Genomic DNA, 25,572 nt, shown 5'->3' on the forward strand with positions numbered 1-25,572 from the left:
GTTGGAATATGACACAGAGATGCGACGGAACGATCGCGTCCCGCTCGAACATGCGCACAGCAGCATCCCTCATGGCGGTGAGGAATCATGCGGAACATGAGCGACGACCACACACATGTCCACACACACGTCCAGGAGTTCTTCACCGCGCGGGCGGCCGGCTGGGACGCCCGCTTCCCTGACGACGGCCCCGCCTACGCGACCGCCGTGTCCGGCCTCGGGCTGCGGGAGGGCGACCGCGTGCTGGACGCCGGCTGCGGTACGGGGCGCGCCCTGCCGCCCCTGCGGGCCGCCGTGGGCGCCTCCGGGCTGGTGCTGGGCGCCGATGTGACCCCGGCGATGCTCCAGGCCGCCGTACGGGCCGGCAGGGACCGTGACGGGCGTCTGCTGCTTGCGGACGTCGCCGCGCTGCCGCTCGGTGCGGGAGCCCTGGACGCCGTGTTCGCCGCCGGACTGATCGCCCACCTTCCGCGCCCGGCGGACGATCTGCGGGAGCTGGGCCGTGTGGTACGGCCGGGCGTCACGCTCGCGCTCTTCCATCCCGTCGGCCGCGCCGCCCTGGCGGCACGCCAGGGCCGCCGGATCACCCCGGACGACCTGCGGGCCCGGCCCAACCTCGGTCCGCTCCTGGCCCGTTCGGGATGGCGCATGACGTCGTACGTCGACGAGGACGCCCGTTTCCTGGCGCTCGCCGTCCGCGAGGCCTGACGACGGGGCGCATCGGCCCGCCTCCCGAACCGGCCCCCGGGCCGGAGGTCGGCACGAGCCGGCGTAAGCGCTTCACCGCGCCGTCCCCCTTCTGCCGCCGGAACTCCAACTCTACGTTGAACAGAAGCAGATGGGTGATCGGCGCTGTCCCGATCGGGAGAGGATGGTCCACGTGTTCGACCTGATCCGCAGGTACACCAGCAGGCTCCGCACCGCCGCGCCCGCGCGGCCGGCCCGTTCCGGCGAGCGGCGCGCGCACAACTTGTTCGAAGCGGCGGCGGTCTATGTGGTGGCCCGCGCGGAGGACGACCAGGACGGCGTCGAGGAAGCGGCGGCCTGGGTGTCGCCGGAGGCGCTGTCGTTCGGGGTGAGCGAGCTGGCCTGCCGGGCGGTCGTCGCCCTCGCCCGGGAGCGGGAGGAAACGCCCGACTCGGTCGCCCGCGATCTCCTCGGGCTGCCCGCGGCCTGAGCGGAACACCACTCTCCGGATGTGGTCGTTTCGCCCCTGTCCAGGCGGAAACCTGCAGCTCCGCGTGGTGTCGGCAGTCGTGACAAGGGGCGTGCGCTCGCACTAGGGTGCGCGCCGATGGACGAACCACTGGGGAGGCAGGGATGGCCGGGACGGACGATGAGGCCGTCGCCGCCGCGGACGATGCGCTGTATGTGCTGACGGCGGTGCTGTTGACGCCGGCGCAGTTCCCGAGCGTGCTGGGCGACGACTACCCGGAGGCGTGCGCGGCACTGGGCCTCGCACCTCGCGCCGACGGGTACGGCCTGGTCCTGGGCCAGGACGGCGACGGTGCCCGCTGGACGGTCGTGATCGACGACGTCTCGCTGGTCGCGGTGGCGATCGCGTCCTGGGACTGTGGCATGGAGTACGAGCTGTCCCCGGACGAGCGCGCGGTCGTGACGGCCCTGCCGGGGTGGCCCCTGGCCGTCGCCGTCGCGGCACCCGGCGTGCCCGCCCCGCACGACCCGGCCCCCGAGACGGCGGACGTGCCGGCGCTGTGCCCGCCGGACACCAGCGCGTGGGGGCCGGCCCAGCGCCGGCTGGGCGCCGACGAGATCGCGTTGCAGTGGGCGGCCTGGCGCGAGCAGATCGACGACGCCACGTTCACCGCACCTTCCGCACCGGCCGCCCCCGTCGAGCCCGCGGAGGCCGGGGGAACCGCGCCGGGGGACGTGAACGGCGCCGACGGCGCGGCGGCGGGCGGCCATGCCGGGATCCGCCGGGTGCTCGCGGAGGCCCGTGCGTACGTCGACTCGCCGCCGCCGCTCGGCCGGGTGCGCTCGTCCTTCGCCCCGGGCGAGGCCCGTACGCTGCGCGCCGACGGCCCCGGCTGGTCGATCGTGGCCCGCACGGACGACATCGCGTTCGTCCTGCTCGACGACGAACCCGGCGAGGTCCTGCCGGTCGGCCGCGGACCGGAACTGCCGGGCCTGCTGGCGGCGCTCGACAAGATGGCCGTCCGGCCCCTCTGAGCAGGGCCGGACGGACGGCACGCCGCGCACCGGCCGCCGGGAACCGCGCCCCAGGGAGCGGCGGGGCCCGGTCCGTCGGGCCGGCGCGGGCGGTCGGGCCGGCGCGGGCGGTCGCAGCCGGGCCGTCTGCCCGCGCCGGCCCGACGGCCCGGCTGCGGCTCCCTCGCGTACGCGGGCAGACACCCGGGCTGCGGCTCCCTCGCGTACGCGGGCAGACACCCGGGCTGCGGCTCCCCGAGGGTGCGCGGGTGCCTCAGCGACCGATCTCCTTGCGGCCGATCCGGCGCAGCCTGCGCCGCTGCGAGGGGTCCAGGGCCAGGTATGCGGCCGCCGGAACGCCCACCACTATCAGGAACGCCACCCACCAGGGCAGCCATATGAGCAGGACCAGCCCGACCGCCACGCCCCCTGCGGCGATCTTCGCGTTCATGGACATGAGCGTCGCCTCCTTCGCGGCCCCTGCCGCTCTCTGATCTGAGAACGGCGCCCCGCGCCCCACGGTTCCGGACCTCGCCCCTGAGACATCCCCGAGGCACTCCCCTAGTGGCCTCCGGCGGCTGCCGGGGCGCTGTCCGCGCGCGACGCATCGTGCTCTTCCGTCCGGTACCCCCGGCGGCCGCGGCCGAGTAGTCAAATCTGAGAAGTGCGCAGAGCTGTGACGATCGAGGCACGCGCGCGTGTGGCGCTCACCGGCACTCCGGTGGACAACGACCTCACGGAGCTGTGGGCGATCCTCGACTGGACGGCGCCCGGCCACCTGCTCGGCCGCCTCGGCTCCTTCCGCGCGCGCTACGCGCAGCCCGTCGAAGGCGGCCGGGACCCCGCCGCCGCGCGACGGCTCGCCCGGCTCGTCGGGCCGTTCCTGCTGCGGCGCCGCAAGTCCGACCCGGGCATCGCCCCCGAGCTTCCACCGAAGACCGAGACGGATCCCACCCGGTGGCGCTGACCGCGGAACAGACGGGACGGTACGAGGCCGCTCAGGACGCCGCACGACTGGCCTGCGGGCCGGCCCCAGCCGAGCCCGCGACCGCACTGGCCTCGACACGGCTCGGTACGGAGGGCGGTGTGACGCAAGGGTTCTGACGTGCCGTCACCACGGGAGCGGCACGATCCGACGAGCGGTGGACGCCGGCCGTTCATCCCGCGGTCGTGCCGCGTTCCTCCCGGGGCCCAAATCTGGCCGCTGTCAGAGTCCTTGCCCCTCAGGAGGCCCGATGTCCCCGTACGCCGCCGGCCGGCGCCGCGTCCACCGTTCCCTGGCCACGGGCCTTCCGCTGGCCCTCGCCGCCGTCCTCGTGGCCACGGAGACGGCCACGGCGGCGCAGTCGGAGGACGCCCGTGTCATCCGCACGGCCACGCTCGGTGAGATCCCCCTGGGCACGTTCAGCAACGCGCTGCTGCCGGGCGGTGTGGCCGACGACCGCGGGGTGAAGCTCGGCGGCATAGGCAGCGACATCTATCCGGCGGGCCGCAGGGGCGAGTACTGGACGGTGACCGACCGTGGCCCCAACGGCCAGATCAAGGTGGACGGCAAGAAGCGCCGCACCTTCCCCGTGCCGGGTTTCGACCCCGCGATCGTGAAGATCCGGGTCGCCGGCGACGAGGTCGACGTCATCGACGCGATCCCGCTGACCACGTCCTCCGGGAAGGCCGTCACCGGACTGCCGGACCAGAAGACTCGTGACGAGGCGCCGTACTCCTACGACGCCGGCACGCCGCTGTCGTACGACCCGAACGGTCTGGACACCGAGGGCATCGTGCGGGCCGCGGACGGGACGTTCTGGCTCGTGGACGAGTACGGGCCCTCGCTCGTGCACGTCTCCGCGCGCGGGAAGGTGATCGCCCGCTACGTGCCCGAGGGGCTCGGACTGACCGGCGCGGACTACCCGGTGGTGGAGGCGCTGCCGTCGATCTTCCTGCACCGCAAGATCAACCGGGGCTTCGAGGGGCTGGCCCAGCTGCCAGGCGGTGACCTGGTGCTGGCTCTGCAGAGCCCCCTCTCGCTGCCGGACGGGGATGCCGGGGACGCATCCCGCACCACCCGCCTGCTGCGTTTCTCGCCGCGCAGCAAGGCCGTCACCGCCGAGTACGCCTACCGCTTCGACCCGGTGAACGTGGTCGACCCCGGCGAGGACGACACCTCGGAGCTGAAGATCTCGTCCGTGGTGGCGGTGGGCGGTGACCGGCTGCTCGTCGAGGAGCGGACGGACAGGACGGCCCGGCTGCAGCTGGTCGAGCTGCGGCACCGCTCCGACATCCTGGGCGAGCGCTGGGACGACGACACGACGTCCCCTTCGCTGGAGCAGCTGGAGGATCCGGCGACCGCGGGGGTGCCGGTACTGTCCAAGCGGCTCCTGGTCGACCTGGGCCAGGTGGCCGGGGTGCCCGGCAAGATCGAGGGCATCGCGCGCGTGGATCGCGACACGCTCGCACTGATCAACGACAACGACTTCGGGATGACCGACGGGACGGGCGCGTTCGACGCGCAGGGCCGCCTGATCGACAGCGGCGTGAAGACGACCGTGACGTACGTACGGCTGCCGCGCCGGCGGTGACCTCCCGCCCGCGGGCGGCAGCGGGGCCGGGATGAGCTGATGCTCGTCCCGGCCCCGCTCCGTTCAGCCCCGGGCTCCCAGCAGGTGGTCCATCGCCAGCTGGTCGAGCCGTTCGAACGCCATGCCGCGCGCGGCGACCGTCTGCGGGTCGAACTCCTCGAACGCCGTGCGGTCGGCGAGCATGGCCTGCAGACCGTCGGCCGCGGTCGGCCGGGCCAGCTGGTCCAGCCGTGACGCGCGCAGCGCCTCCTGCACCTCCGGGTCGGCCCGGAAGGCGGCCGAACGGTCCTTCAGGATGAGGTAGTTGCGCATGCAGCCCGCCGCGGACTCCCACACGCCGTCGAGGTCCTCGGTCCGCGGCGGCTTGAAGTCGAAGTGGCGGGGTCCGTCGTAGCCGGCGCTCTCCAGCAGGTCCACGAGCCAGAAGGCGGAGCGCAGGTCGCCCGCACCGAACCGCAGGTCCTGGTCGTACTTGATGCCGGACTGGCCGTTGAGGTCGATGTGGAAGAGCTTGCCCGCCCACAGGGCCTGCGCGATGCCGTGCGGGAAGTTCAGACCGGCCATCTGTTCGTGCCCGACCTCCGGGTTGACGCCGTACAGCGCGGGCCGCTCCAGGCGCTCGATGAAGGCCAGCGCGTGGCCGACGGTGGGCAGCAGGATGTCGCCGCGCGGCTCGTTGGGCTTGGGCTCGATGGCGAAGCGGATGTCGTAGCCCTGGGAGGTGACGTACTCGCCGAGGAGGTCGAAGGCCTCCTTCATGCGGTCGAGGGCGGCGCGTACGTCCTTGGCGGCGCCGGACTCGGCGCCCTCGCGGCCGCCCCAGGCGACGTACGTGCGCGCGCCGAGTTCGACCGCCAGGTCGATGTTGCGGATCGTCTTGCGCAGCGCGTACCGGCGCACGTCGCGGTCGTTGGCGGTGAACGCGCCGTCCTTGAAGACGGGGTGCGTGAAGAGGTTCGTGGTGGCCATCGGGACGGTCATGCCGGTGGCGTCCAGGGCCTGCCGGAACCGCTTGACGTGCGATTCGCGCTCGGCGTCCGAGGAGCCGAAGGGGATCAGGTCGTCGTCGTGGAACGTCACGCCGTAGGCGCCGAGGGCGGCCAGGCGCTGCACGGTCTCGACCGGGTCGAGGGCGCGGCGGGTGGCGTCGCCGAAGGGGTCCCGTCCCTGCCAGCCGACGGTCCACAGGCCGAACGTGAACCTGTCCTCGGGGGTGGGCTGGTAGCTCATGCCGCGGCTCCTTGCTGCGTTCGGTATTTCGTCATGGCTGTTTACAAATTAGTATGCGGGTGCGTGACCGGGAAGAGACAAGATGTCTTTGACCGCAAGGCGTCTTCTGCAACCCACCGCACGTCCCGCCGAGCCGCGGGAGAGGGAGAACCCGATGTCAGCAGCCGAGGGTCCGCTCGTCGTGGGCGTGGACACGTCCACCCAGTCCACGAAGGCCCTGGTCGTCGACGCCTCCACCGGGGAGGTCGTGGCGAGCGGCCAGGCACCGCACACGGTGACGTCCGGGGCGGGCCGGGAGAGTGATCCGCGTCAGTGGTGGGACGCGCTGTGCTCGGCGCTGCACCAGTGCGGTGACGCCGCGCGCGAGGCCGCCGCCGTGTCGGTCGGCGGGCAGCAGCACGGCCTGGTCACGCTGGACGAGCACGGCGAGCCGGTGCGGCCCGCCCTGCTGTGGAACGACGTCCGCTCGGCGCCGCAGGCCCGCCGCCTGGTGGAGGAGCTGGGCGGACCGAAAGCGTGGGCGGAACGCACGGGCAGCGTTCCGGGAGCGTCGTTCACGGTCACCAAGTGGGCATGGCTGGCCGAGCACGAGCCGGAGGCGGTCCGCGCGACCCGTGCGGTACGGCTCCCCCACGACTACCTCACCGAGCGCCTCACCGGGCAGGGCTCGACCGACCGCGGCGACGCCTCCGGCACCGGCTGGTGGGCGGCCGGGACGCAGGCGTACGACGAGGAGACCCTCGCGCACATCGGACTCGACCCGGCGCTGCTGCCCAGGGTCGTGCACCACGGCGAGGTGGCGGGCACCGTGCGCGACAGCCACGACCTGCCGTTCTCCAAGGGCACGCTGGTGGCCTCGGGCACCGGTGACAACGCGGCGGCGGCGCTGGGCCTCGGCCTGCGGCCCGGCACCCCGGTGCTGAGCCTCGGCACCTCCGGCACGGTGTACGCCGTCTCCAGGCACCGCCCGGCCGACCCGACCGGCACGGTGGCGGGATTCGCGGACGCGCGCGAGGACTGGCTCCCGCTCGCCTGCACCCTGAACTGCACCCTGGCGGTGGACCGGATCGCAGCCCTGCTGGGCCTGGACCGGGAGGCCGTGGAGCCCGGCGGCTCCGTCACGCTGCTTCCGTACCTGGACGGCGAGCGCACCCCGAACCTGCCGCACGCCTCCGGTCTGCTGCACGGCCTGCGCCACGAGACGACCGCGGGCCAGCTGCTCCAGGCCGCCTACGACGGCGCGGTGCACGCCCTGCTCGGCGCCCTCGACCTGGTCCTCGACGAGGAAGCGGACCGCAGCACTCCGCTGCTCCTGATCGGCGGCGGGGCCCGGGGGACGGCCTGGCAGCAGACCGTGCGCCGGCTGTCGGGGCGGCCCGTGCAGGTACCGGAGGCCCGGGAGCCGGTGGCGCTGGGCGCGGCGGCGCAGGCGGCCGGGCTGCTCACCGGGGAGGATCCCGCGGCGGTGGCCCGCCGCTGGAACACGGCCGCGGGCCCGGTGCTGGAGCCCGTGGAGCGGGACGGGACGACGCTGGACCGGATCACCACGGTACTCTCCGGAGTGGCCCCGCTACTCGAGCGGGGAGCCGAAGCCCCGCCGCACGCAGAGAGCTGAACGGCGGCGGACCCCGAGGATTGACGGAGGCATGACCACACCGCTGCACGAGGCGCGCCGGCCGGGTGCCGGGCCCGCCCTCCCGGACACCCAGCAAGGCATGCGCCGGCGCAACCTCGCCCGGGTGATGCACGCCGTCAGCGCCGAGGGCTCACTGTCCAGGGCGGCGGTCGCCTCGCGGATCGGTCTGACACGGGCGGCGGTGTCCACCCTGGTGGACGAGCTGATCCGGAGGGAGCTGCTGGAGGAACTGGGCCCGGAGCGGCCGGGCCGGGTGGGCCGGCCGGGGTCGGCGCTCGCCGTCAGCGGCCGGGGGCCGGCCGGGGTCGGGGCCGAGATCGGCGTCGATCACCTCGCGGTGTGCGCGGTCGACCTGCGCGGCGAGGTCCGCGCGCGGGCGGTGCGGCACGGCGCCAACCGCGGGCGGGCGCCCGAGCCGGTGGTCGAGGAGCTGACGGCGCTGATCCGGCGGGTCGTCGCGGAGGCCGAGCGGGCCGAACTCTGGCCCGCGGGGCTCGCGGTCGCCGTACCCGGACTGGTGGCGAGGGACGGCCGGACGCTCGTACGGGCCCCGAACCTCGACTGGAACGACCTCGACCTCGGTGCCCTGCTGCCCGCCGGATGGCCGCTGACCTTGGACAACGAGGCCAACTTCGGTGCCCTGGCCGAGCTGTGGCTGGGCTCCGCCGCCCCTGACGACTTCCTGCACGTGTCCGCCGAGATCGGCATCGGTGCCGCGGTCGTCGTGGACGGCCGGCTGCTGCGCGGCACCCGCGGATTCGCCGGCGAGCTGGGCCACGTCCCCGTACGGCCGGACGGCCCGGCCTGTCCGTGCGGCGGCCGGGGGTGCCTGGAGCAGTACGCGGGCGAGGAAGCGGTGCTGCGCGCGGCCGGACTGGAGCCGCGCGAGGACTTGCTGGGTCTGCTCGCCGAGCGCGCCGAGAGCGGCGACGAGGCGGTACGGGCCGCTCTGCGGGACGCCGGTGCGGCGCTCGGGATCGCCCTGACCGGGGCGGTGAATCTGCTCGACCCCGAGACGGTGGTCCTCGGCGGGGCCCTCGCCGGACTCTCGCCGTGGCTGCTGCCGTCGCTGGAGGCGGAACTGACAGACCGGACCGCGGGTGCCGCCTGCCCGGTGACGGTTTCCCGGCTGGGTCCGCAAGGCCCGCTGCTGGGAGCCGCGCACTCGGTCGTCAGGGCGGTGCTGGACGACCCGGCGATGGTGGCGGAACGTTCCTGGCGCGGCACTGGACGACCCGGCGACGCGGGAGAACGTTCCTGACGCGGCACTGGACGACCCGGCCATGCGGCAGAGCGTTTCCGGCGCGGTGGCCCTGCGTTCCTGACGCGGTGGCTCTACGTTTCTGACCTTGTGGCGGAACGTTCCTGTCGCGGCTCGGCGCGCGACCCGGCGCCCATGGGCGGGCTGCCGTCCCCCGTTCGGGTGACCGGGTTGTCCACACGCCGTGGGTTTTCCACGGAACCGTGGCACATCTTCTGCCCAACCGGGTTGCGCCGTACCGTGATTCACGTGAGGCGCAGCCGACGGGTCGTCAGGCCCCGTCGGTGCTCGCGGATGGTGCCGGCACGGCGTCGTCCCGAGCCGGGCGCCGCACGTCCGATCGCCTCCGCCCGCCCGAAGGGAGCCGTGCCACGATGACCGCCCCCCGGATCCTCACCGTGCGACCGGAGCCGGGCCAGTACGCCTGGACGTTCGGCGGAGCGGCGCCGCTGGCGCGGATCGCGCCCGGCACGGTCCTCGACCTGTACACGGAGGACTGCTTCGCCGGCCGGGTCCGCTCCGAGAAGGACCTCGTGTCCAAGGTGTGCGAGTTCCCCTTCCTCAATCCGCAGACCGGCCCCTTCCACATCGAGGGCGCAGAGCCCGGCGACACCGTGGCCGTCCACTTCGTGTCGATCGAACCGGCCCGTGACTGGGCGGCGTCGACGACCGTCCCCCTGTTCGGCGCACTCACCTCCACGCACAGCACGGCCACGCTTCAGACTCCGCTCCCGGAGCGGGTTTGGATCTGGCAGCTGGACCGGACCCGGCGGACCGCTCTCTTCCGGGCTCAGGACAGCGACTTCCGGGTGGAACTGCCCCTGGACCCGATGCACGGCACGGTGGGCGTCGCCCCCGCCAACCTGGAGGTGCGCTCGGCCCTCGTCCCGGACGCCCACGGCGGCAACATGGACACGCCCGAGATGCGGGCCGGCGTCACCTGCTACCTGGGCGTCAACGTCGAGGGGGCGCTGCTGAGCCTCGGCGACGGGCACGCCCGGCAGGGCGAGGGCGAAACCTGCGGTGTGGCCGTGGAGTGCGCGATGAACACGGTCGTGGTGGTGGACCTCCTCAAGGACGTCGCCACGCCGTGGCCCCGGCTGGAATCGGACACGCACATCATCTCGACCGGCTCGGCGCGCCCGCTGGAGGACGCCTTCCGGATATCCCAGCTCGACCTGGTGCAGTGGCTGGTGCGCGACTACGGGTTCAGTGAACTGGACGCGTACCAGTTCGCCACCCAGGCGGTCGAATCACCGTTGGCCAACGTGTGCGACACGAACTACACGTGCGTGGCCAAGCTCCGCAAGGAGTGGCTGCCCGCACGGGAGACGTACCGCGGCGTGCACGCACGGCTCCGCGAGACCGCGCTGCCCCTGCCCCGCTGACCCTTCCCCCGCTGCCCCTTCCCCACTGACCTCTTTGCCGTACCTCCGACTCCGAAGGGCCTCCTGAAAGGCATCCCGCCATGGACATGGACCGAGCCGAGCCGCGGCTCAGCCGGCGACGGCTGCTCAAAGGCGCGGCACTCGCCGCCGCTCCCTGCGCGCTGCTCCCCCACGCGCGTGCCGTTGCCCGGACCAGGGCCGCCGACTATCCGCCCGCCGAGTGGCAGCCGGCGAGCACGTCCAACTACACGGCGTCCGAACGCCCCGGCGACTACACCATCGACCGTGTGATCATCCACGTCACGCAGGAGACGTACTCCGACACGCTGGCGATCTTCCGCAATCCGCAGAAGAAAGTCTCCGCACATTACCTGGTCCGCTCGGCGGACGGACACGTCGCCCAGTGTGTGCACGAGACCGACGTCGCCTGGCACGCCGGCAACTGGGGTTACAACACGCGCAGCATCGGCATCGAGCACGAAGGCTGGGTGGATCGGCCCGCCTACTTCACCAACGCCCTGTACGAGGAGTCGGCGAAGCTCACGGCAGCGATTTGCGCCAAGTACCGCATCCCCCGGGACCGGGAGCACATCATCGGTCACTACCAGGTGCCCGGCACCGATCACGACGATCCGGGTCCGAACTGGGACTGGGTGCGCTACATCAGACTGGTCAACTTCGCCTGACCGGGTCCGGAACCGCCGTCGCACCGGTTGTCCGCCCGAACACCCGGGGTGACGATGGTCCCGGCCGCGTGTCACCGCACGGCGGTCCGAGACGGCCTGTCACCGCACGACGGTCGCGGCTGTCGTGGCTCCGCACCGCATGACCGCCGTTCCGCCGTCCGGGGAGGCCGAGTTGACCGATCAGTGGGTGGCCCTGGAGCCGGGGGCCGACCCCGCCGAGCGCGTCCGTGTGCTGCGCAGGGCGCACGAGACGTTCACCACCGTCGGCACGGTGCCGCGCCCGGTGCGCTCGGTGGTGGCGGAGTCGTGGCGGCGCAGCGCACGGGCCGGCGTCGGACCGGACGGCACCGCCAGCGTGGAGCTGAGCGACGGCGACCTCGACGCCTACCGGGCGGAGCACCCGTTGGCCCGGGTGATGCCCCTGTTCCGTGAGCTGATGGGCGCCTTCGCGGCCGACGGCGAGCATCTGCTGGCGGTGTGCGACGCGCACGGCAGGCTGCTGTGGGTCGAGGGGCATCCCGCGACCCGGCGGCGGGCGGACCGGATGAACTTCGTGCCGGGGGCATGCTGGTCGGAGAGTGCGGTCGGCACCAATGCGCCGGGCACCGCGGTGGCCGTCGGCCGGCCGGTGCAGGTGTTCGCCGCGGAGCACTTCATACGGCGGGTGCAGCCGTGGACGTGCGCCGCCGCCCCGGTGCACGATCCGCGTACCGGGCGGGTGCTGGGCGCAGTGGACATCACCGGCGGGGACGGGCTGGCCCACCCGCACAGCCTCGGCTTCGTGCAGGCGGTGGCGCGGGCCGCCGAGTCACACCTCGCGCTCCTCGCCCCTCCGGGCCCGCACGAGGCGCTGCTGCTGAGCGCGCTGGGCCGGGACGAGGCCGAACTCCGCCTGGGCGGCGGGCCGATCAGACTCAGCCGCCGGCACAGCGAGATCCTCGTGCTGCTGTCCCGGCATCCCGAGGGCCTCAGCGGGGACGAGCTGTCGTGCGCGCTGTACGCGGACGAGTCGGTGACGCCGGTGACGCTGCGGGCCGAACTGGTCCGGCTGCGCAGAGCGCTGGGCCCGGGGATGCTCGCGTCACGGCCGTACCGGCTGACGGCGGCGGTCGAGTCGGACGCCACCGTGGTCGAGCGGAGGCTGCAGGCGGGTGCGCTCACCGCGGCGGCGGAGGGTTACGCAGGCCCCCTGCTCCCCGGCTCGCAGGCGCCGGCGATCGTCCGGCTGCGGGAGCGGCTCGCCGGTGGGCTGCGCACGGCGCTGATCGCGCACCACGACCCGGACCTGCTGGCGGACTGGGCGCACGCGCCGTGGGGCGAGGACGACCTCGAGGTGTGGCGGGCGCTCGCCGCGGTGCGGCCCACGGGGCCGGTCCGTGCCCGGCTCGCCGCGCTGGAGGCCGAACTGGCGGCACCGGCCGGACGGGGGGTGGCGCGGGGCAGCGGTGCAACGTACTTGCAACGTCCGCGTGCCTAGCCTCGCGCCGGAAGCTGCCCGACGACGGGCAGCGCTGCACCGGGAGGCAGACCAGGATGACTCGTTACGCGGCGCCGGGCACCGAGGGCGCGATCGTCTCCTACCAGGCGCGCTACGACCACTACATCGGCGGCGCCTATGTGCCGCCGGCTCGCGGGCAGTACTTCGAGAATCCTTCGCCGGTCAACGGTCAGCCGTTCACCGAGATCGCGCGCGGAACCGCGGAGGACGTCGAGCGGGCGCTGGACGCGGCGCACGGGGCGGCTCCCGGATGGGGCCGTACGTCGGTGACGGAGCGCTCCGACGTCCTGCTGAGGATCGCCGACCGCATGGAGGCGTACCTGGAGCCGCTGGCGGTCGCCGAGAGCTGGGAGAACGGCAAGCCGGTGCGGGAGACCCTGACCGCCGACATCCCGCTCGCGATCGACCACTTCCGGTACTTCGCGGGGGCGATCCGGGCGCAGGAGGGGTCGCTGGGCGAGGTCGACGACGACACGGTGGCGTACCACTTCCACGAGCCGCTCGCGGTCGTGGCGCAGATCATCCCGTGGAACTTCCCGATCCTGATGGCGGCGTGGAAGCTGGCGCCGGCGCTGGCCGCGGGGAACGCGGTCGTCCTCAAGCCGGCCGAGCAGACTCCGGCGTCCATCCACTACTGGCTGAGTCTGGTGGCGGACCTGCTGCCGCCGGGCGTGGTGAACATCGTCAACGGCTTCGGCGTGGAGGCGGGCAAGCCGCTGGCGTCGAGTCCGCGGGTGGCGAAGGTGGCGTTCACCGGGGAGACCACGACCGGGCGGCTGATCATGCAGTACGCCTCCGAGAACATCAAGCCGGTGACTCTCGAACTCGGCGGGAAGTCGCCGAACATCTTCTTCGACGACGTGTGGGCGCACGACGACGACTTCCGCGACAAGGCACTCGAGGGCTTCACGATGTTCGCGCTGAACCAGGGCGAGGTCTGTACTTGCCCGTCGCGGGCCCTCGTCCAGCGCGGTCACTACGCGGAGTTCCTGGAGGCGGCGGTCGAGCGCACCCGCCTGATCAAGCCCGGACACCCGCTCGACACCGAGACGATGATCGGCGCGCAAGCCTCCAACGACCAGTTGGAGAAGATCCTCTCCTACCTGGACATCGGCCGGCAGGAAGGAGCGAAGATCCTCACGGGTGGTGAACGCATCGAGCACGAGGGCGAGTTGAAGGGCGGCTACTACGTCCAGCCGACCATTTTCGTGGGCGACAACCGCATGCGGATCTTCCAGGAGGAGATCTTCGGCCCGGTCGTGTCGGTGGCCTCCTTCGACGGCTTCGACGACGCCATCGAGATCGCCAACGACACGTTGTACGGGCTGGGCGCGGGCGTGTGGACCCGGGACATGAACACCGCGTACCGCGCCGGCCGCGCCATCCAGGCGGGCCGTGTCTGGACGAACTGCTACCACGCCTACCCGGCGCACGCGGCGTTCGGCGGCTACAAGCAGTCCGGGATCGGCCGCGAGACGCACAAGATGATGCTCGAGCACTACCAGCAGACGAAGAACCTCCTGGTGTCGTACTCACCGAAGAAGCTGGGCTTCTTCTAGAACCGGACAGCACGGCCGGGGCCCGGTCGCCCGCGCCGCCGGGCAGGCTCCGTACGGCACACGTCATGTGCTGGAGGTTCGGCCGGCCAGGGCGCCTCCGTGCCCGGCCGCCCGGGCCGGGCGAGGTGGACCGTCCCCGTGCCGGCCGGTCTCAGCCGCCGCGCCGCACCCGGGCCGCCTTTCGGGCCTCCGCGAGCTTGCGGGCCTCGCCGCTCTTGCGGGACGGCCTGCCGCCGCTGCCGCCCTTCGCGTCCTTGGTGCTGCCCAGGCCGCGGAAGGGGGCGTTGTGGTTCTTGGGTCGCGGTACGGCCGGCCCGCCGTCGAGTGGCTTCCCGGACGGGGCCTTGGCGCCGGTGATCCGGCTCAGCTCCGCCTCGCCGGACCGCACTCTGGAGACCTTGGGGGCGACGTCGGCGTCCGCCATGACCTGGCTCGTCTCGCGGCGCTGTCCTGACAGGACGAGTGTCACGACGGTGCCGGAGCGGCCGGCCCGGGCCGTGCGGCCGGCGCGGTGCAGATAGTCCTTCGGGTCGGTGGCCGGATCGACGTTGACCACGAGGTCGAGGTCGTCGACGTGCAGGCCTCGTGCGGCGACGTTCGTCGCAACCAGCGCGGTGACCTGCCCGTTCTTGAACTGGGCCAGGGTTCGGGTGCGCTGCGGCTGGGACTTCCCGCTGTGCAGGGCGGCGGCGGCCACGCCGCTGGCCCGCAGATGGCGCGTGAGCTGGTCGACGCCGTGCTTGGTGTCCAGGAACAGCAGGACGCGGCCGTCCCGAGCGGCGATCTCCGTGGTCACGGCGTACCGGTCCGGGCCGTGCACGACGAGGACGTGGTGCTCGATCACGGAGACCGCGCCGGACGAAGGGTCCACGGAGTGGACAGCGGGGTCGCGGAGGTAGCGCTGCACCAGCTGGTCGACGTCGCGGTCGAGGGTGGCGGAGAACAGCATCCGCTGTCCGTCGGGACGCACCTGGTCCAGGGCCTCGGTGACCTGCGGCAGGAACCCCATGTCACACATCTGGTCGGCCTCGTCCAGGACTGCGATGCGCACCCGTCCCAGACGACAGCCCTTGCGCTCGATGAGGTCGTGCAGCCGGCCGGGTGTGGCGACGACGATCTCGGCGCCGTCCCGCAGCACGGCGGCCTGCCGTCCGATGGACATTCCGCCCACCACGGTCGTGAGCCGCAGCCCCAGCGCCTCGGCATACGGGGTGAGTTCCTCACCCACCTGCTGCGCCAGCTCCCTGGTGGGCACCAGAACGAGCGCCAGGGGCTCTTTCGGCTGCGCGCGGCGCCCGGCTGTCCGGGCGAGCATCCCCAGGCCGAAGGCGAGCGTCTTGCCGGATCCCGTGCGGCCCCTGCCCAGGACGTCCCGTCCCGCGAGCGCGTCCGGGAGCGCAGCCGCCTGGATGGGGAAGGGCACGGTCACACCGTGCTCATCGAGCGTCCGCAGAATCGCGGTCGGCAGCCCCAGCTGCGTGAAGGAGGTCGCCGTGGGCACTGCCGGAGTGGCGCCCGACGTGTCGGACGCATCGTCCTGCTGCCGGACATCGGCACGTGGTGATTCGCTCACAGAGAGCCTTCCTCCGAAGGGACCGTACCGAGGAAGGCGCGGCAGGGACACGGCCGCCGGCCAGGGACACCGAATGGAGTACCGGCGCAGCGACGCTGCAAAAGCGCAACGCTAACACGGGGCACGCCCCTCGGGCCTCCCGTGGTCGCGCCGCCCAGCCAGGAGCGACACCCGCAACGTCGGGGCCCGGGCACCACCTGGCCGGTGTCCGGCCCCGGCCGGGGCTCGACCGGCGGTACGGCACGTCAGGCGCGACAAGGCCCAGGCCCGGGACAAGGCCGGGGCCCGGGACTTGGCCGGGGCCCGGGACTGCACCGGGGCCCGGGACTGCGCCGGGGCCCGGGACTTGGCCGGGGTCCTCCAGGAGAGTCAGACCCGCTCGGTCTCGAAGGTGCGCAGCAGATCCGCGGCGACGCTCACGGCGATCGTCGCGGGTTCCTTGCCGGTGATGTCGGCCAGCCCGATCGGAGTCTTGATCCGGTCGATGGTGGCCTCGTCGTGGCCGCCCTCTGTGGAGAGGCGTTTACGGAACCGCACCCACTTGGCCGCCGACCCGATCAGCCCGATGGAGCCGAGGTGGTTCGTGCGCAAGGCGGCGTCGCACAGCGCGGCGTCCTCGGCGTGGTCATGGGTCATGATCAGGATGTGGGTGCCGCGCGGCAGCTCCTCCAGCACTTCTTCGGGCAGCAGCGGTGTGTGATGCACGTGCACCTGTGCCACCGCGTCCGCGAGCGCGTCGAGCCGCTCCTCGGCGAGGACGTCGGAGCGCGAGTCGATCAGATGGAGGTCGAGGTCCTGACGCGCCAGGATGCGGGCCAGTTCCAGTCCGACGTGCCCGACACCGAAGATCGCCACCGCCCGTACCACGGGCAGTGGTTCGAGCAGCACCGAGACCGTACCGCCGCAGCACTGCACGCCGTGCTGGTTGGTCACCTTGTCGTTCAGGGCGAAATCGATCAGCTCCGGCTCCGGCTTGGACACGGCGATCATCTCCCGGGCCCGGTCGATCGCGACGGCCTCGACATTGCCGCCCCCGATCGAGCCCCACGTTCCGGTCTCCCCCACCACGAGTTTCGCGCCGGCGTCGCGCGGAGCGTGACCGCGCACGGTCGCGACGGTCACCAGCACGCCGGCCTCCCGGCGTGCCCGCAACCGTGCGACCGCGGCGATCCACGTCATGTCAGGCACCGTGCAACGCTTCTGCATGGGCCCGGAGCCTGCCGTCGACGGCGTGCCCGTCGGCCCCTTCGGCTGCCTGCCCCCCGCCGGAGTGACCGTTCTGCGAGGCATCGCCCCGGCGAGCCGCCTGGATCGCCCAGTACACCGCTTCCGGCGTCGCGGGGGAGGCCAGATCCACACTGACCCCGCTCGGCCCGAACGCGGCGGCGGCCTGCCGCAGCGCCTCCCGCACCGAGAACGCCAGCATCAGCGGCGGCTCGCCCACGGCCTTGGAGCCGAACACCGCGCCTTCCTCGGTGGCGTTCTCCAGCAGCGTGACGTTGAACTCCTCGGGCATCTCCGAGAAGCTCGGCAGCTTGTAGGTGCTCGCCGCCTGGGTCAGCAGCCGGCCGCGGTGGGGGCCGTCACCGACGTCCCAGCGCAGGTCCTCGAGCGTCAGCCAGCCCGCACCCTGCACGAAGCCGCCCTCGACCTGACCGATGTCGATCATCGGGGAGAGGCTGTCGCCGACGTCGTGGACGATGTCCACCCGCCGGATGCGGTACGCGCCGGTGAAGCCGTCGACCTCCACCTCGGTCGCCGCGGCACCATGGGCGAAGTACTTGAACGGCGAGCCCCGGAAGGTCTTCGCGTCCCAGTGCAGCCCCTCGGTCCGGTAGTAGCCGGCCGCCGACAGCTGGACCCGCTGGAAGTACGCGGTGCGCACCAGGTCGTCCCAGGCCAGCTCCTTGTCGCTGCCCAGGGCACGCGCGACGCCCTCGATGATGCGCACGTCCGAGGCGTTCGCGCCCAGCTGGGTCCCGGCCACCTGCAGCAGCCGCTCGCGCAGCTGTTCGCAGGCGTTCTTGATCGCCCCGCCGTTCAGGTCCGCCCCGGAACTGGCAGCGGTGGCAGAGGTGTTGGGCACCTTGTCGGTGCGCGTCGGGGCCAGGCGGACCTTGTGCAGCGGGATGCCCAGCGTGGTCGCGGCCACCTGCATCATCTTGGTGTGCAGGCCCTGCCCCATCTCGGTGCCGCCGTGGTTGATCAGGACCGAGCCGTCCTTGTAGATCAGCACCAGCGCGCCGCCCTGGTTGAAGGCGGTGAGGTTGAACGAGATGCCGAACTTGATGCCGGTGATCGCGAGGGCGCGCTTGGTGTGCGGGTGTGCGGCGTTGAAGGCCGCGATCTCGCGCTTGCGGTCGGCGATGCCGGCGTCGTCCTGAACCTGCTGCCAGACGGTGGAGATCCGTTCGGGCTGCGTGACCGGCTGCCCGTACGGCGTGGTCTGGCCCTGGCCCGGCCGGTAGAAGTTGCGCTCCCGCAGCTCCATGGGGTCCAGGCCGAGCAGCGGCGCGCAGCGGCCCAGGATGTCCTCGATCACCAGCATGCCCTGCGGTCCGCCGAAGCCACGGAACGCGGTGTTGGAGACGGTGTTGGTCTTGGCGATGCGACCGGCGACGCGCGCGTTGGGGATCCAGTACGTGTTGTCGATGTGGCACAGCGCGCGGGCGAGCACCGGCTCGGACAGGTCCAGGCTCCAGCCGCCGTCCGCGGTCAGCGTGGCGTCGAGGGCCTGGATGCGGCCGTCCGCGTCGAAGCCGATCTTCCAGGTGGAGTGGAATCCGTGGCGCTTGCCGGACATGGTCAGGTCCTGAGTCCGGTTGAGCCGGAACCGGACGGGCCGACCGGTCAGCTTGGCGCCGAGCGCGGCGACGGCCGCGAACCCGTGCGGCTGCATCTCCTTGCCGCCGAAGCCGCCGCCCATGCGCAGGCACTGCACCGTCACCTCGTGGCTGGGCACACCGAGCACATGGGAGACGATCTCCTGGGTCTCCGAGGGGTGCTGGGTGCTGCTCTGGATGAACACCTGCCCGTTCTCGTCGATCTGGGCGAGCGCCGCGTGCGTCTCGAGGTAGAAGTGCTCCTGACCGGCGAACTGGAACTCGCCGGTGAACACGTGCGCGGAGTCGGCGAAGCCGGCGTCGATGTCACCGTGCACCATCACGGGCCGGGCGCCGTGGAAGCTGCCCGCCTCGATCGCGTCCTGCAGCGTGACCAGGGAGGGCTGTTCGTCGAGTTCCACCTCGACGGCCGCCGCACCGAGCCGGGCCGCCTCCAGGGTCTCGCCGAGCACCCAGGCGACGGCGTGGCCGTAGAACATGACCTCGTCGGGGAAGAGCGGTTCGTCGTGCTTCATTCCGGCGTCGTTGACGCCGGGCACGTCCGCCCCGGTCAGCACGCGCACCACGCCGGGTACGGCGAGCGCGGGCTCGGTGCGCAGCGCGGTGATCCTGCCGTGGGCCTTCATGACCTGGACCGGGTAGGCGTGCAGCACGTCCTTGGTGCGGCAGACCAGGTCGTCGGTGTACAGCGCGGTGCCGGTGACGTGCAGGCCGGCGCTCTCGTGCGGCAGGGAGAGGCCGACGACGGGCTTCTCGGGGCGCTCGGACAGATGGCTCATGACGACACCGCCTCGGTGGTTTGCGCGTACAGCTTCAGCAGGCTCTGGCCGAGCATCGCGGAGCGGTAGCCGGCACTGGCACGGTGATCGTTCATCGGCGTCCCCTGGGCCTGCAGCACCTGGGCCGCGGCCTCGACCGTCTCCGGCGTCCACGGCTTGCCCTCGAGGGCCACCTCGGCGGCGAGGGCGCGGATCGGGGTGGCGGCGACGCCGCCCAGGCCGATGCGGGCCTTGCGGACGATCCCGCCCTCGATGTCGAGCGCGAAGGCGACCGCCACGCTGGAGATGTCGTCGAAGCGCCGCTTGGCGATCTTGTGGAAGGCGGTGAGCGGCGACAGCGGCAGCGGGATGCGCACCGCACGGATCAGCTCGCCGGGCCTGCGCACGCTCTGCCGGTAGCCGGTGAAGTAGTCCGCGAGCGGGACCTCGCGCTCTCCGTCGGCGCCGGCGAGCACCACCGACGCCTCCAGCGCGAGCAGCACGGGCGGGCTGTCACCGATGGGGGAGCCGGTACCCAGGTTGCCGCCGAGGGTCGCACTGTTGCGGATGAGCCGGGACGCGAACTGCGGGAACAGCTGTGCCAGCAGCGGGACATCGCCGTCGAGGCGGCGCTCGATCTCGGTGAGCGTCAGCGCCGCCCCGATCTCGATGTGGCCGGATTCGACGCGCAGCTCCCGCAGTTCGGGCAGCCGGTCGATGGCGACGACGCAACCCGCCCGGCGGGAGCGGATGTTCACCTCGACGCCCCAGTCGGTGGAGCCGGCGACCACCACGGCGTCGGGCCGCTCGCCGAGCACCTGAAGTGTCTCGGCCAGGGTGTTCCTGCGCAGGAAGGCGCTGTCGTCCCGGACGTACTCGGTGGCGACCGGTGCGGGCGGCGACTGCTCGCGGCGCTGTGCCAGCGGGTCCTCGTCGGTGGGCTCACCGACGGCGAACGCGGCGTCGCGGATCGGGCGGTATCCGGTGCAGCGGCACAGGTTCCCGCTCAGCGCGTGCAGATCGAAACCGTTCGGGCCGTGTTCGGCGTCGCTGCCGTCCACCGGTTCCGCGTGCTCGGCGTCGGTGCCGTCCGCCGGTTCCGCGTGTGCGCAGCGGTTCGGCCGGTAGTACTCGGCGGCCATGCTGCAGATGAATCCCGGGGTGCAGTAGCCGCACTGGGAGCCTCCGCGCACCGCCATCTCCTCCTGCACCGGGTGCAGGGTGGGCGGCGTGCCGGGTTCGCCGGCGGTGGCGAGACCCTCGGAGGTGACGATCTCCTGACCGTCGAGCGCCGCGACCGGGACCAGGCAGGCGTTGACCGCCACCCAGTCGGTGGGCTTGTTCACGCCGGGACGGGCCACCAGGACCGAGCAGGCGCCGCACTCGCCCTCGGCGCAGCCCTCCTTCGTGCCGGTGAGGCCGCGCTCGCGCAGGAAGTCCAGCGCGGTGGTGTGGGGCGCTGCCGGTGAAATCGGCGCTTCTTTTCCGTTGACCGTGATCCGCGCCGCTACCATGACGGGCCTTCATTCCGGTGTGTGATCGGTCGATTCATCATGTTCGCCAATTCCAGGCAGCTTTCTGTGTTCAGACGCGCCACGTGAGAGAAACGGGCGCAAAAACGGCACGCAAAACGGCACGACACCGCGAGGGGCCGGAAGGGTGGTGACGGGAAACCCGGAATGTGCCGCGAAGGGGCACATCAGAACGGCGTGCTCAGCAGCCGTGCGCGATCCGACCCGGAACCCAGACCGTGCGCTGGGCGAGGCGACCGAGATCAGAGATGACGTTCATCTGTGGGCCGCCTCCTTTCCGTGATTATGGGTCGACGATTACCGCAAGCTAGTGGCTGGGGCCACAGAGGTCAAGAGGTCGGCCCTCGTCGATCACCGAGAACCGACCGGCCGGGGGCGCCGGGCCTGCCCCGGGGGATCGTGCCGGTATGCCCCGGGCCGGTGCGGACGGGCTCGGACGCCGGTACCGACGGGCTCGCAGCCGACGTCGACGGGCTCAGAGCCGGTGCCGACGGGCTCGCAGCCGACGTCGACGGGCTCAGAGCCGGTGCCGACGGGCTCAGAGCCGCTGCCGCCGGGGCGGGGGGTTAACCCCCGGCGGTGGGTGGGGCGGGCCTCGGGCGCATACGGTGGCTGGCAGGCTTCTGCGGGTCGTACGGTCGTCACCAGAATTCCCGGCATGACGATCTCCTCCGAGACCTGCCCCGATGCCTCTCCAGGCGCCTCCCCCGGCGCCTCCTCCGGCACCGTTCCCGCGGCCCGGCGTTCCGCCGTCGACACGGGTACGACGAGCCCCGGTGCCGGCAGCGACTTCGCCCGGTTGTCCCAGCGGATCGCCGCGGCCGGCCTGCTCGAGCGGCGCCCCGGCTACTACGCGGTGCGGCTCGGTCTCGTGATCGGGTCGTTCGCCGGCTGCTGGGCCGCGTTCTTCGCCCTCGGCGACACCTGGTGGCAACTGGCCGTGGCCGCGGTGCTGGCCCTGGTCTTCGGACAGGTGGCCCTGGTGGCGCACGACCTGGCCCACCGGCAGGTCTTCCGTCGGCGCCGGCACAGTGAGATCTGGGGACGACTGTTCGGCAATCTCGGCATCGGCATGAGCTACGGGTGGTGGATGAACAAGCACACCCGCCACCACGCCCATCCCAACCACGAGGAACTCGACCCCGACGTCGCCCCGGACATCCTGGTGTGGTCCACCGGGCAGGCCCGGGCCAGCCGGGGTCTGGCCCGCCTCCTCGGCGGTCACCAGGCGCAGCTCTTCTTCCCGCTGCTCACCCTCGAGGGCTTCAACCTGCACGTCGCCGGAGTCCGGGCGCTGCGCTCACCGTCCATGAAGAACCGGACACTGGAGGGCGCCCTGCTCCTGCTGCACATGGCGGGGCTTCTCACCGCCGTGTTCCTGGTGCTCCCGCCGGGCAAGGCGGTGGCGTTCCTGGCCGTGAACCAGTGTCTCTTCGGCGTCTACCTGGGCTGCACCTTCGCTCCCAACCACAAGGGCATGCCGACGATCACCGGCGGGCAGCGGCTCGACTTCCTGCGGCGCCAGGTCCTGACCTCGCGCAACGTACGCGGCGGCTGGTTCACCGACGTGATGCTGGGCGGGCTCAACTACCAGATCGAGCACCACCTGTTCCCGAGCATGCCCACGGTCCATCTGCGCCGGGCCCAGGTGATCGTGCGCCGGTACTGCGCCGAGATCGGGGTGCCGTACCACGAGACCGGACTGATCCAGTCCTACCGTGAGGCCCTGACCCATCTGCACCGCGTGGGCGAGCCGATCAGGCAGCAGCGCAGGGCGTGAACGACCGCCCGGACGCGCCTCGGCGGTCCGGGCGGTCCGGGTGGCGCGGTGTGAGGTCGGGGAAGGGCCGGAGCCCCGCCGACGTGGCGGGGCCCCTCAGGCCGTGGTCGTGACCAGGCGCCCGGGTCGGCGGGGGAATCAGGCGCCCGGGTCGGCGGGGGACGAGGCCCGGCGCGGCAGCTTCCAGTTCGGGCGCGGGAAGTGGCAGGTGTACCCGTTCGGATAGCGTTCCAGGTAGTCCTGGTGCTCGGGCTCGGCCTCCCAGAAGTCGCCCACGGGCTCGACCTCGGTGACCACGTTGCCCGGCCACAGGCCGCTCGCCTCGACGTCCGCGATGGTGTCCAGGGCGACGCGGTGCTGCTCCTCGCCGCTGTAGAAGATGGCGGACCGGTAGCTGCGCCCGAGGTCGTTGCCCTGGCGGTCCTTCGTGGTCGGATCGTGGATCTGGAAGAAGAACTCCAGGATGTCGCGGTAGCTCGTGGCCGAGGGATCGAAGAGGATCTCGATGGCCTCGGCGTGGTCGCCGTGGTTGCGGTACGTGGCGTTCGGCGTGTCACCGCCGCTGTAGCCGACGCGGGTGGCCACCACGCCCGGCTGCTTGCGGATCAGGTCCTGCATGCCCCAGAAACATCCGCCCGCCAGTACGGCCCGCTCGGTTTCCGATGCCATCGGGTGCTCCTCACCTTCGAGCCGCTGTCGGGCGCGGTCGTCGATCTACGGTTCTCGCTTTCGTCCAGCTTATTACTACCTCTGGGTAACCATCGAGCGAGCCCGCAGGAGCCCTCGGCACGGAGCCTGCCCCTTCCCGGCCCGGCCCCGGCCCCTTCACCCGGAGCCCGAGTATTGACTCGGAGACCGGCACTGGCGATCCTCGTGGCGCACAGTTTGCGTAGACATGACAAATCGGTATGCGCGCGTGTCTCCGGGCCCTGACCTCCTTCTCGGTCGGCCGCGCATCCCGCCGACCGAGGGACGTGGGCCGTGGCCATGACCAGCCGCCCGTACCACCGACGCAAGCACCTGTATCACCGACGCAGGAACGTCACCGTGGTGTCGCTGCTCCTCCTCGTCCTGACCGCCGTGCTCGGTCCCACCCCGAGTTCGGCCGCCGGGAACGACTGGTGGATCCCGGACGCGAGACCCGCCCCGGACTCCGGGATCGGCGTCACAGGCGAGCCGTTCACGGGCACCGACGCCAAGGGCGAGGTCCGCGGGTTCGCCGACGCCCACGACCACCTCTTCTCCAACGAGGCCTTCGGCGGCCGGCTCATCTGCGGCAAGGTCTTCTCCGAGGCCGGGATCGCCGACGCGCTCAAGGACTGCCCCGAGCACTACCCCGACGGCTCGCTGGCCGTCTTCGACTTCATCACCAAGGGCGGCGACGGCAAGCACGACCCGGTCGGCTGGCCCACCTTCAAGGACTGGCCCGCGCACGACTCGCTCACCCACCAGCAGAACTACTACTCCTGGGTGGAACGGGCCTGGCGCGGCGGCCAGCGGGTGCTCGTCAACGACCTCGTCACCAACGGCGTGATCTGCTCGGTGTACTTCTTCAAGGACCGCAGCTGCGACGAGATGACGTCCATCCGGCTGCAGGCGAAGATGTCGTACGACCTGCAGGCCTACATCGACAAGATGTACGGCGGCCCGGGCAAGGGCTGGTTCCGTATCGTCACCGACAGCGCGCAGGCCCGTGAGGTCATCGAGCAGGGCAAGCTGGCCGTCATCCTCGGCGTGGAAACCTCCGAACCCTTCGGCTGCAAGCAGATCCTGGACGTCCCGCAGTGCAGCAAGCAGGACATCGACAAGGGACTCGACGAGCTGTACGCGCTGGGCGTGCGCAGCATGTTCCTGTGCCACAAGTTCGACAACGCGCTGTGCGGGGTGCGCTTCGACTCGGGCGGCCTCGGAACGGCCATCAACGTGGGGCAGTTCCTGTCGACCGGCACCTTCTGGAAGACGGAGAAGTGCACGGGCCCGCAGCACGACAACCCCATCGGATCGGCCGCGGCACCGGGAGCCGAGGCGAAACTCCCGGCGGGCGTGAGCGTCCCCTCCTACGCTTCGGACGCGCAGTGCAACGTCCGCGGGCTCACCGACCTCGGTGACTACGCCGTGCGCGCCATGATGAAACGCAAGATGATGCTGGAGATCGACCACATGAGCGTCAAGGCCGTCGGCCGTGTGCTCGACATCTTCGAGTCCGAGTCCTACCCCGGCGTGATCTCCTCGCACAGCTGGATGGACGCGAACTGGACCGACCGGGTCTACGGTCTCGGCGGCTTCATCGCCCAGTACATGAACGGCTCCGAGGGATTCGTGGCCGAGGCCCACCGCACGAAGGCGCTGCGGGACAAGTACGACGTCGGCTACGGCTACGGCACGGACATGAACGGTGTCGGCGGCTGGCCGGGCCCCCGCGGCGCGGACGCCCACGACAAGGTGATCTACCCCTTCCGCAGCGTCGACGGCGGGTCCGTCATCGACCGGCAGACCACCGGCCGGCGCACCTGGGACCTGAACACCGACGGCGCCGCGCACTACGGCCTCGTCCCGGACTGGATCGAGGACATCAGGCGGGTCGGCGGGCAGAGCGTGGTCGACGACCTCTTCCGGGGCGCCGAGACCTACCTCGGCACCTGGGGAGCGACCGAGCGGCACCAGGCGGGTGTGAACCTCGCCAAGGACGCGCCGGCCACGGCCAGTTCGGCGGAGTGGTGGAACCCGTTCACCGGTTACGCGCCGAGCCGCGCCGTCGACGGCACCCGGGACACCCGCTGGGCCAGCGAGTGGAGCAACGACCAGTGGCTGCGGATCGACCTGGGCTCGACCCACCGGGTGGGCCGGGTCACGCTGGACTGGGAGCGCGCGTACGGGAAGTCGTACGGCATCCAGCTCTCCGCGGACGGCTCGAACTGGCAGACGGCCTGGTCGACCACCACGGGTGACGGCGGGCTGGACACCGTCCGGTTCGCCGGCACCCCGGCCCGCTACGTCCGTATCGTCGGCACGGAGCGCGGCACCCAGTGGGGCTACTCGCTGTACGAGGTCGGCGTGCACAGCAGCTGACGAAAGGGCCCGGC

Annotated in this window: 19 protein-coding genes and 1 pseudogene; 13 read left to right on the forward strand and 7 right to left on the reverse strand. The window is 72.1% G+C overall.

What is annotated here, in order from left to right; all coding sequences use genetic code 11:
• The first annotated feature begins 96 nt into the window (after positions 1 to 96).
• The 3 genes from JK359_RS12820 (at position 97) to JK359_RS12830 (ending at position 2,190) form a co-directional block, all read left to right on the forward strand.
• Complete coding sequence (locus tag JK359_RS12820; protein WP_201835104.1) at positions 97 to 708, forward strand: class I SAM-dependent methyltransferase; 612 nt, start codon at positions 97 to 99, stop codon at positions 706 to 708.
• A 172-nt stretch (positions 709 to 880) separates the two neighbouring features.
• A complete protein-coding gene (locus JK359_RS12825) occupies positions 881 to 1,177 on the forward strand; it encodes a hypothetical protein (protein ID WP_201835106.1) in 297 nt (98 codons plus the stop codon).
• A gap of 143 nt (positions 1,178 to 1,320) precedes the next feature.
• Positions 1,321 to 2,190, forward strand: a complete 870-nt coding sequence (locus JK359_RS12830; protein ID WP_201835107.1) for a hypothetical protein — start codon at positions 1,321 to 1,323, stop codon at positions 2,188 to 2,190.
• 253 nt (positions 2,191 to 2,443) lie between these two features.
• On the opposite strand, the gene JK359_RS12835 is transcribed toward JK359_RS12830, so the two are convergent.
• On the reverse strand, positions 2,444 to 2,626 hold the full coding sequence (locus JK359_RS12835) for a tail-anchor membrane protein (protein WP_201835109.1): 183 nt from the start codon (positions 2,624 to 2,626) through the stop codon (positions 2,444 to 2,446).
• Between the two features lie 222 nt (positions 2,627 to 2,848).
• Here JK359_RS12835 and JK359_RS12840 point away from each other — a divergent pair.
• Together JK359_RS12840 and JK359_RS12845 are read left to right on the forward strand one after the other, a co-directional pair.
• Positions 2,849 to 3,165: pseudogene (locus JK359_RS12840) on the forward strand (SNF2-related protein); the annotation flags it as partial.
• Positions 3,166 to 3,404: 239 nt separating this feature from the next.
• Positions 3,405 to 4,745 (forward strand): esterase-like activity of phytase family protein, encoded by a 1,341-nt coding sequence (locus JK359_RS12845; protein ID WP_201835111.1) that lies wholly within the window; start codon positions 3,405 to 3,407, stop codon positions 4,743 to 4,745.
• A 63-nt stretch (positions 4,746 to 4,808) separates the two neighbouring features.
• Here JK359_RS12845 and xylA read toward each other — a convergent pair whose 3' ends face one another.
• Positions 4,809 to 5,975 (reverse strand): xylose isomerase, encoded by a 1,167-nt coding sequence (xylA, locus tag JK359_RS12850; protein WP_201835113.1) that lies wholly within the window; start codon positions 5,973 to 5,975, stop codon positions 4,809 to 4,811.
• 154 nt (positions 5,976 to 6,129) lie between these two features.
• Between xylA and xylB the strand changes: the two genes are divergently transcribed.
• The 6 genes from xylB to exaC all read left to right on the forward strand — a co-directional run bounded on the left by xylB (position 6,130) and on the right by exaC (position 14,003).
• On the forward strand, positions 6,130 to 7,590 hold the full coding sequence (gene xylB, locus JK359_RS12855; protein WP_201835115.1) for a xylulokinase: 1,461 nt from the start codon (positions 6,130 to 6,132) through the stop codon (positions 7,588 to 7,590).
• Between the two features lie 31 nt (positions 7,591 to 7,621).
• Complete coding sequence (locus JK359_RS12860; protein ID WP_201835116.1) at positions 7,622 to 8,872, forward strand: ROK family transcriptional regulator; 1,251 nt, start codon at positions 7,622 to 7,624, stop codon at positions 8,870 to 8,872.
• A 374-nt stretch (positions 8,873 to 9,246) separates the two neighbouring features.
• Positions 9,247 to 10,260: an acetamidase/formamidase family protein gene (locus tag JK359_RS12865; protein WP_201835118.1), complete on the forward strand. Its 1,014-nt coding sequence runs from the start codon at positions 9,247 to 9,249 to the stop codon at positions 10,258 to 10,260.
• A gap of 86 nt (positions 10,261 to 10,346) precedes the next feature.
• Positions 10,347 to 10,946: an N-acetylmuramoyl-L-alanine amidase gene (locus JK359_RS12870; protein WP_201835457.1), complete on the forward strand. Its 600-nt coding sequence runs from the start codon at positions 10,347 to 10,349 to the stop codon at positions 10,944 to 10,946.
• Positions 10,947 to 11,118: 172 nt separating this feature from the next.
• Positions 11,119 to 12,423 carry a GAF domain-containing protein gene (locus JK359_RS12875; protein WP_201835120.1) on the forward strand — a complete coding sequence of 435 codons (1,305 nt, stop codon included), beginning with the start codon at positions 11,119 to 11,121 and terminating at the stop codon, positions 12,421 to 12,423.
• A gap of 56 nt (positions 12,424 to 12,479) precedes the next feature.
• Positions 12,480 to 14,003: an acetaldehyde dehydrogenase ExaC gene (exaC, locus tag JK359_RS12880; RefSeq protein ID WP_201835122.1), complete on the forward strand. Its 1,524-nt coding sequence runs from the start codon at positions 12,480 to 12,482 to the stop codon at positions 14,001 to 14,003.
• Positions 14,004 to 14,154: 151 nt separating this feature from the next.
• Here exaC and JK359_RS12885 read toward each other — a convergent pair whose 3' ends face one another.
• The 4 genes from JK359_RS12885 to JK359_RS12900 all read right to left on the reverse strand — a co-directional run bounded on the left by JK359_RS12885 (position 14,155) and on the right by JK359_RS12900 (position 20,691).
• Positions 14,155 to 15,576 carry a DEAD/DEAH box helicase gene (locus JK359_RS12885; protein ID WP_201835123.1) on the reverse strand — a complete coding sequence of 474 codons (1,422 nt, stop codon included), beginning with the start codon at positions 15,574 to 15,576 and terminating at the stop codon, positions 14,155 to 14,157.
• A gap of 369 nt (positions 15,577 to 15,945) precedes the next feature.
• Positions 15,946 to 16,755, reverse strand: coding sequence for a xanthine dehydrogenase accessory protein XdhC (gene xdhC, locus JK359_RS12890; protein WP_201835125.1), 810 nt, complete (start codon positions 16,753 to 16,755; stop codon positions 15,946 to 15,948).
• 1 nt (position 16,756) lies between these two features.
• Entirely contained in the window at positions 16,757 to 19,198 is a 2,442-nt protein-coding gene (xdhB, locus tag JK359_RS12895; protein ID WP_201835127.1) for a xanthine dehydrogenase molybdopterin binding subunit, read from the reverse strand.
• The gene (locus JK359_RS12900; RefSeq protein ID WP_201835128.1) at positions 19,195 to 20,691 is read right to left on the reverse strand and encodes a xanthine dehydrogenase small subunit; all 1,497 of its coding nucleotides are present in this window, start codon (positions 20,689 to 20,691) and stop codon (positions 19,195 to 19,197) included. Before JK359_RS12900 ends, xdhB begins: the two co-directional genes overlap by 4 nt.
• Before the next feature lie 676 nt (positions 20,692 to 21,367).
• On the opposite strand from JK359_RS12900, the gene JK359_RS12905 reads away from it, so the two are divergent.
• Positions 21,368 to 22,489, forward strand: a complete 1,122-nt coding sequence (locus tag JK359_RS12905) for a fatty acid desaturase family protein (protein ID WP_201835129.1) — start codon at positions 21,368 to 21,370, stop codon at positions 22,487 to 22,489.
• A gap of 138 nt (positions 22,490 to 22,627) precedes the next feature.
• On the opposite strand, the gene msrA is transcribed toward JK359_RS12905, so the two are convergent.
• Positions 22,628 to 23,158 (reverse strand): peptide-methionine (S)-S-oxide reductase MsrA, encoded by a 531-nt coding sequence (gene msrA / locus JK359_RS12910; RefSeq protein ID WP_201835130.1) that lies wholly within the window; start codon positions 23,156 to 23,158, stop codon positions 22,628 to 22,630.
• Between the two features lie 318 nt (positions 23,159 to 23,476).
• Here msrA and JK359_RS12915 point away from each other — a divergent pair, with 318 nt between their 5' ends.
• On the forward strand, positions 23,477 to 25,558 hold the full coding sequence (locus JK359_RS12915; RefSeq protein WP_201835459.1) for a galactose-binding domain-containing protein: 2,082 nt from the start codon (positions 23,477 to 23,479) through the stop codon (positions 25,556 to 25,558).
• Positions 25,559 to 25,572: the final 14 nt, after the last annotated feature.

The organism is Streptomyces actinomycinicus (genome assembly GCF_016741775.1).
Taxonomy (GTDB): domain Bacteria; phylum Actinomycetota; class Actinomycetes; order Streptomycetales; family Streptomycetaceae; genus Streptomyces; species Streptomyces actinomycinicus.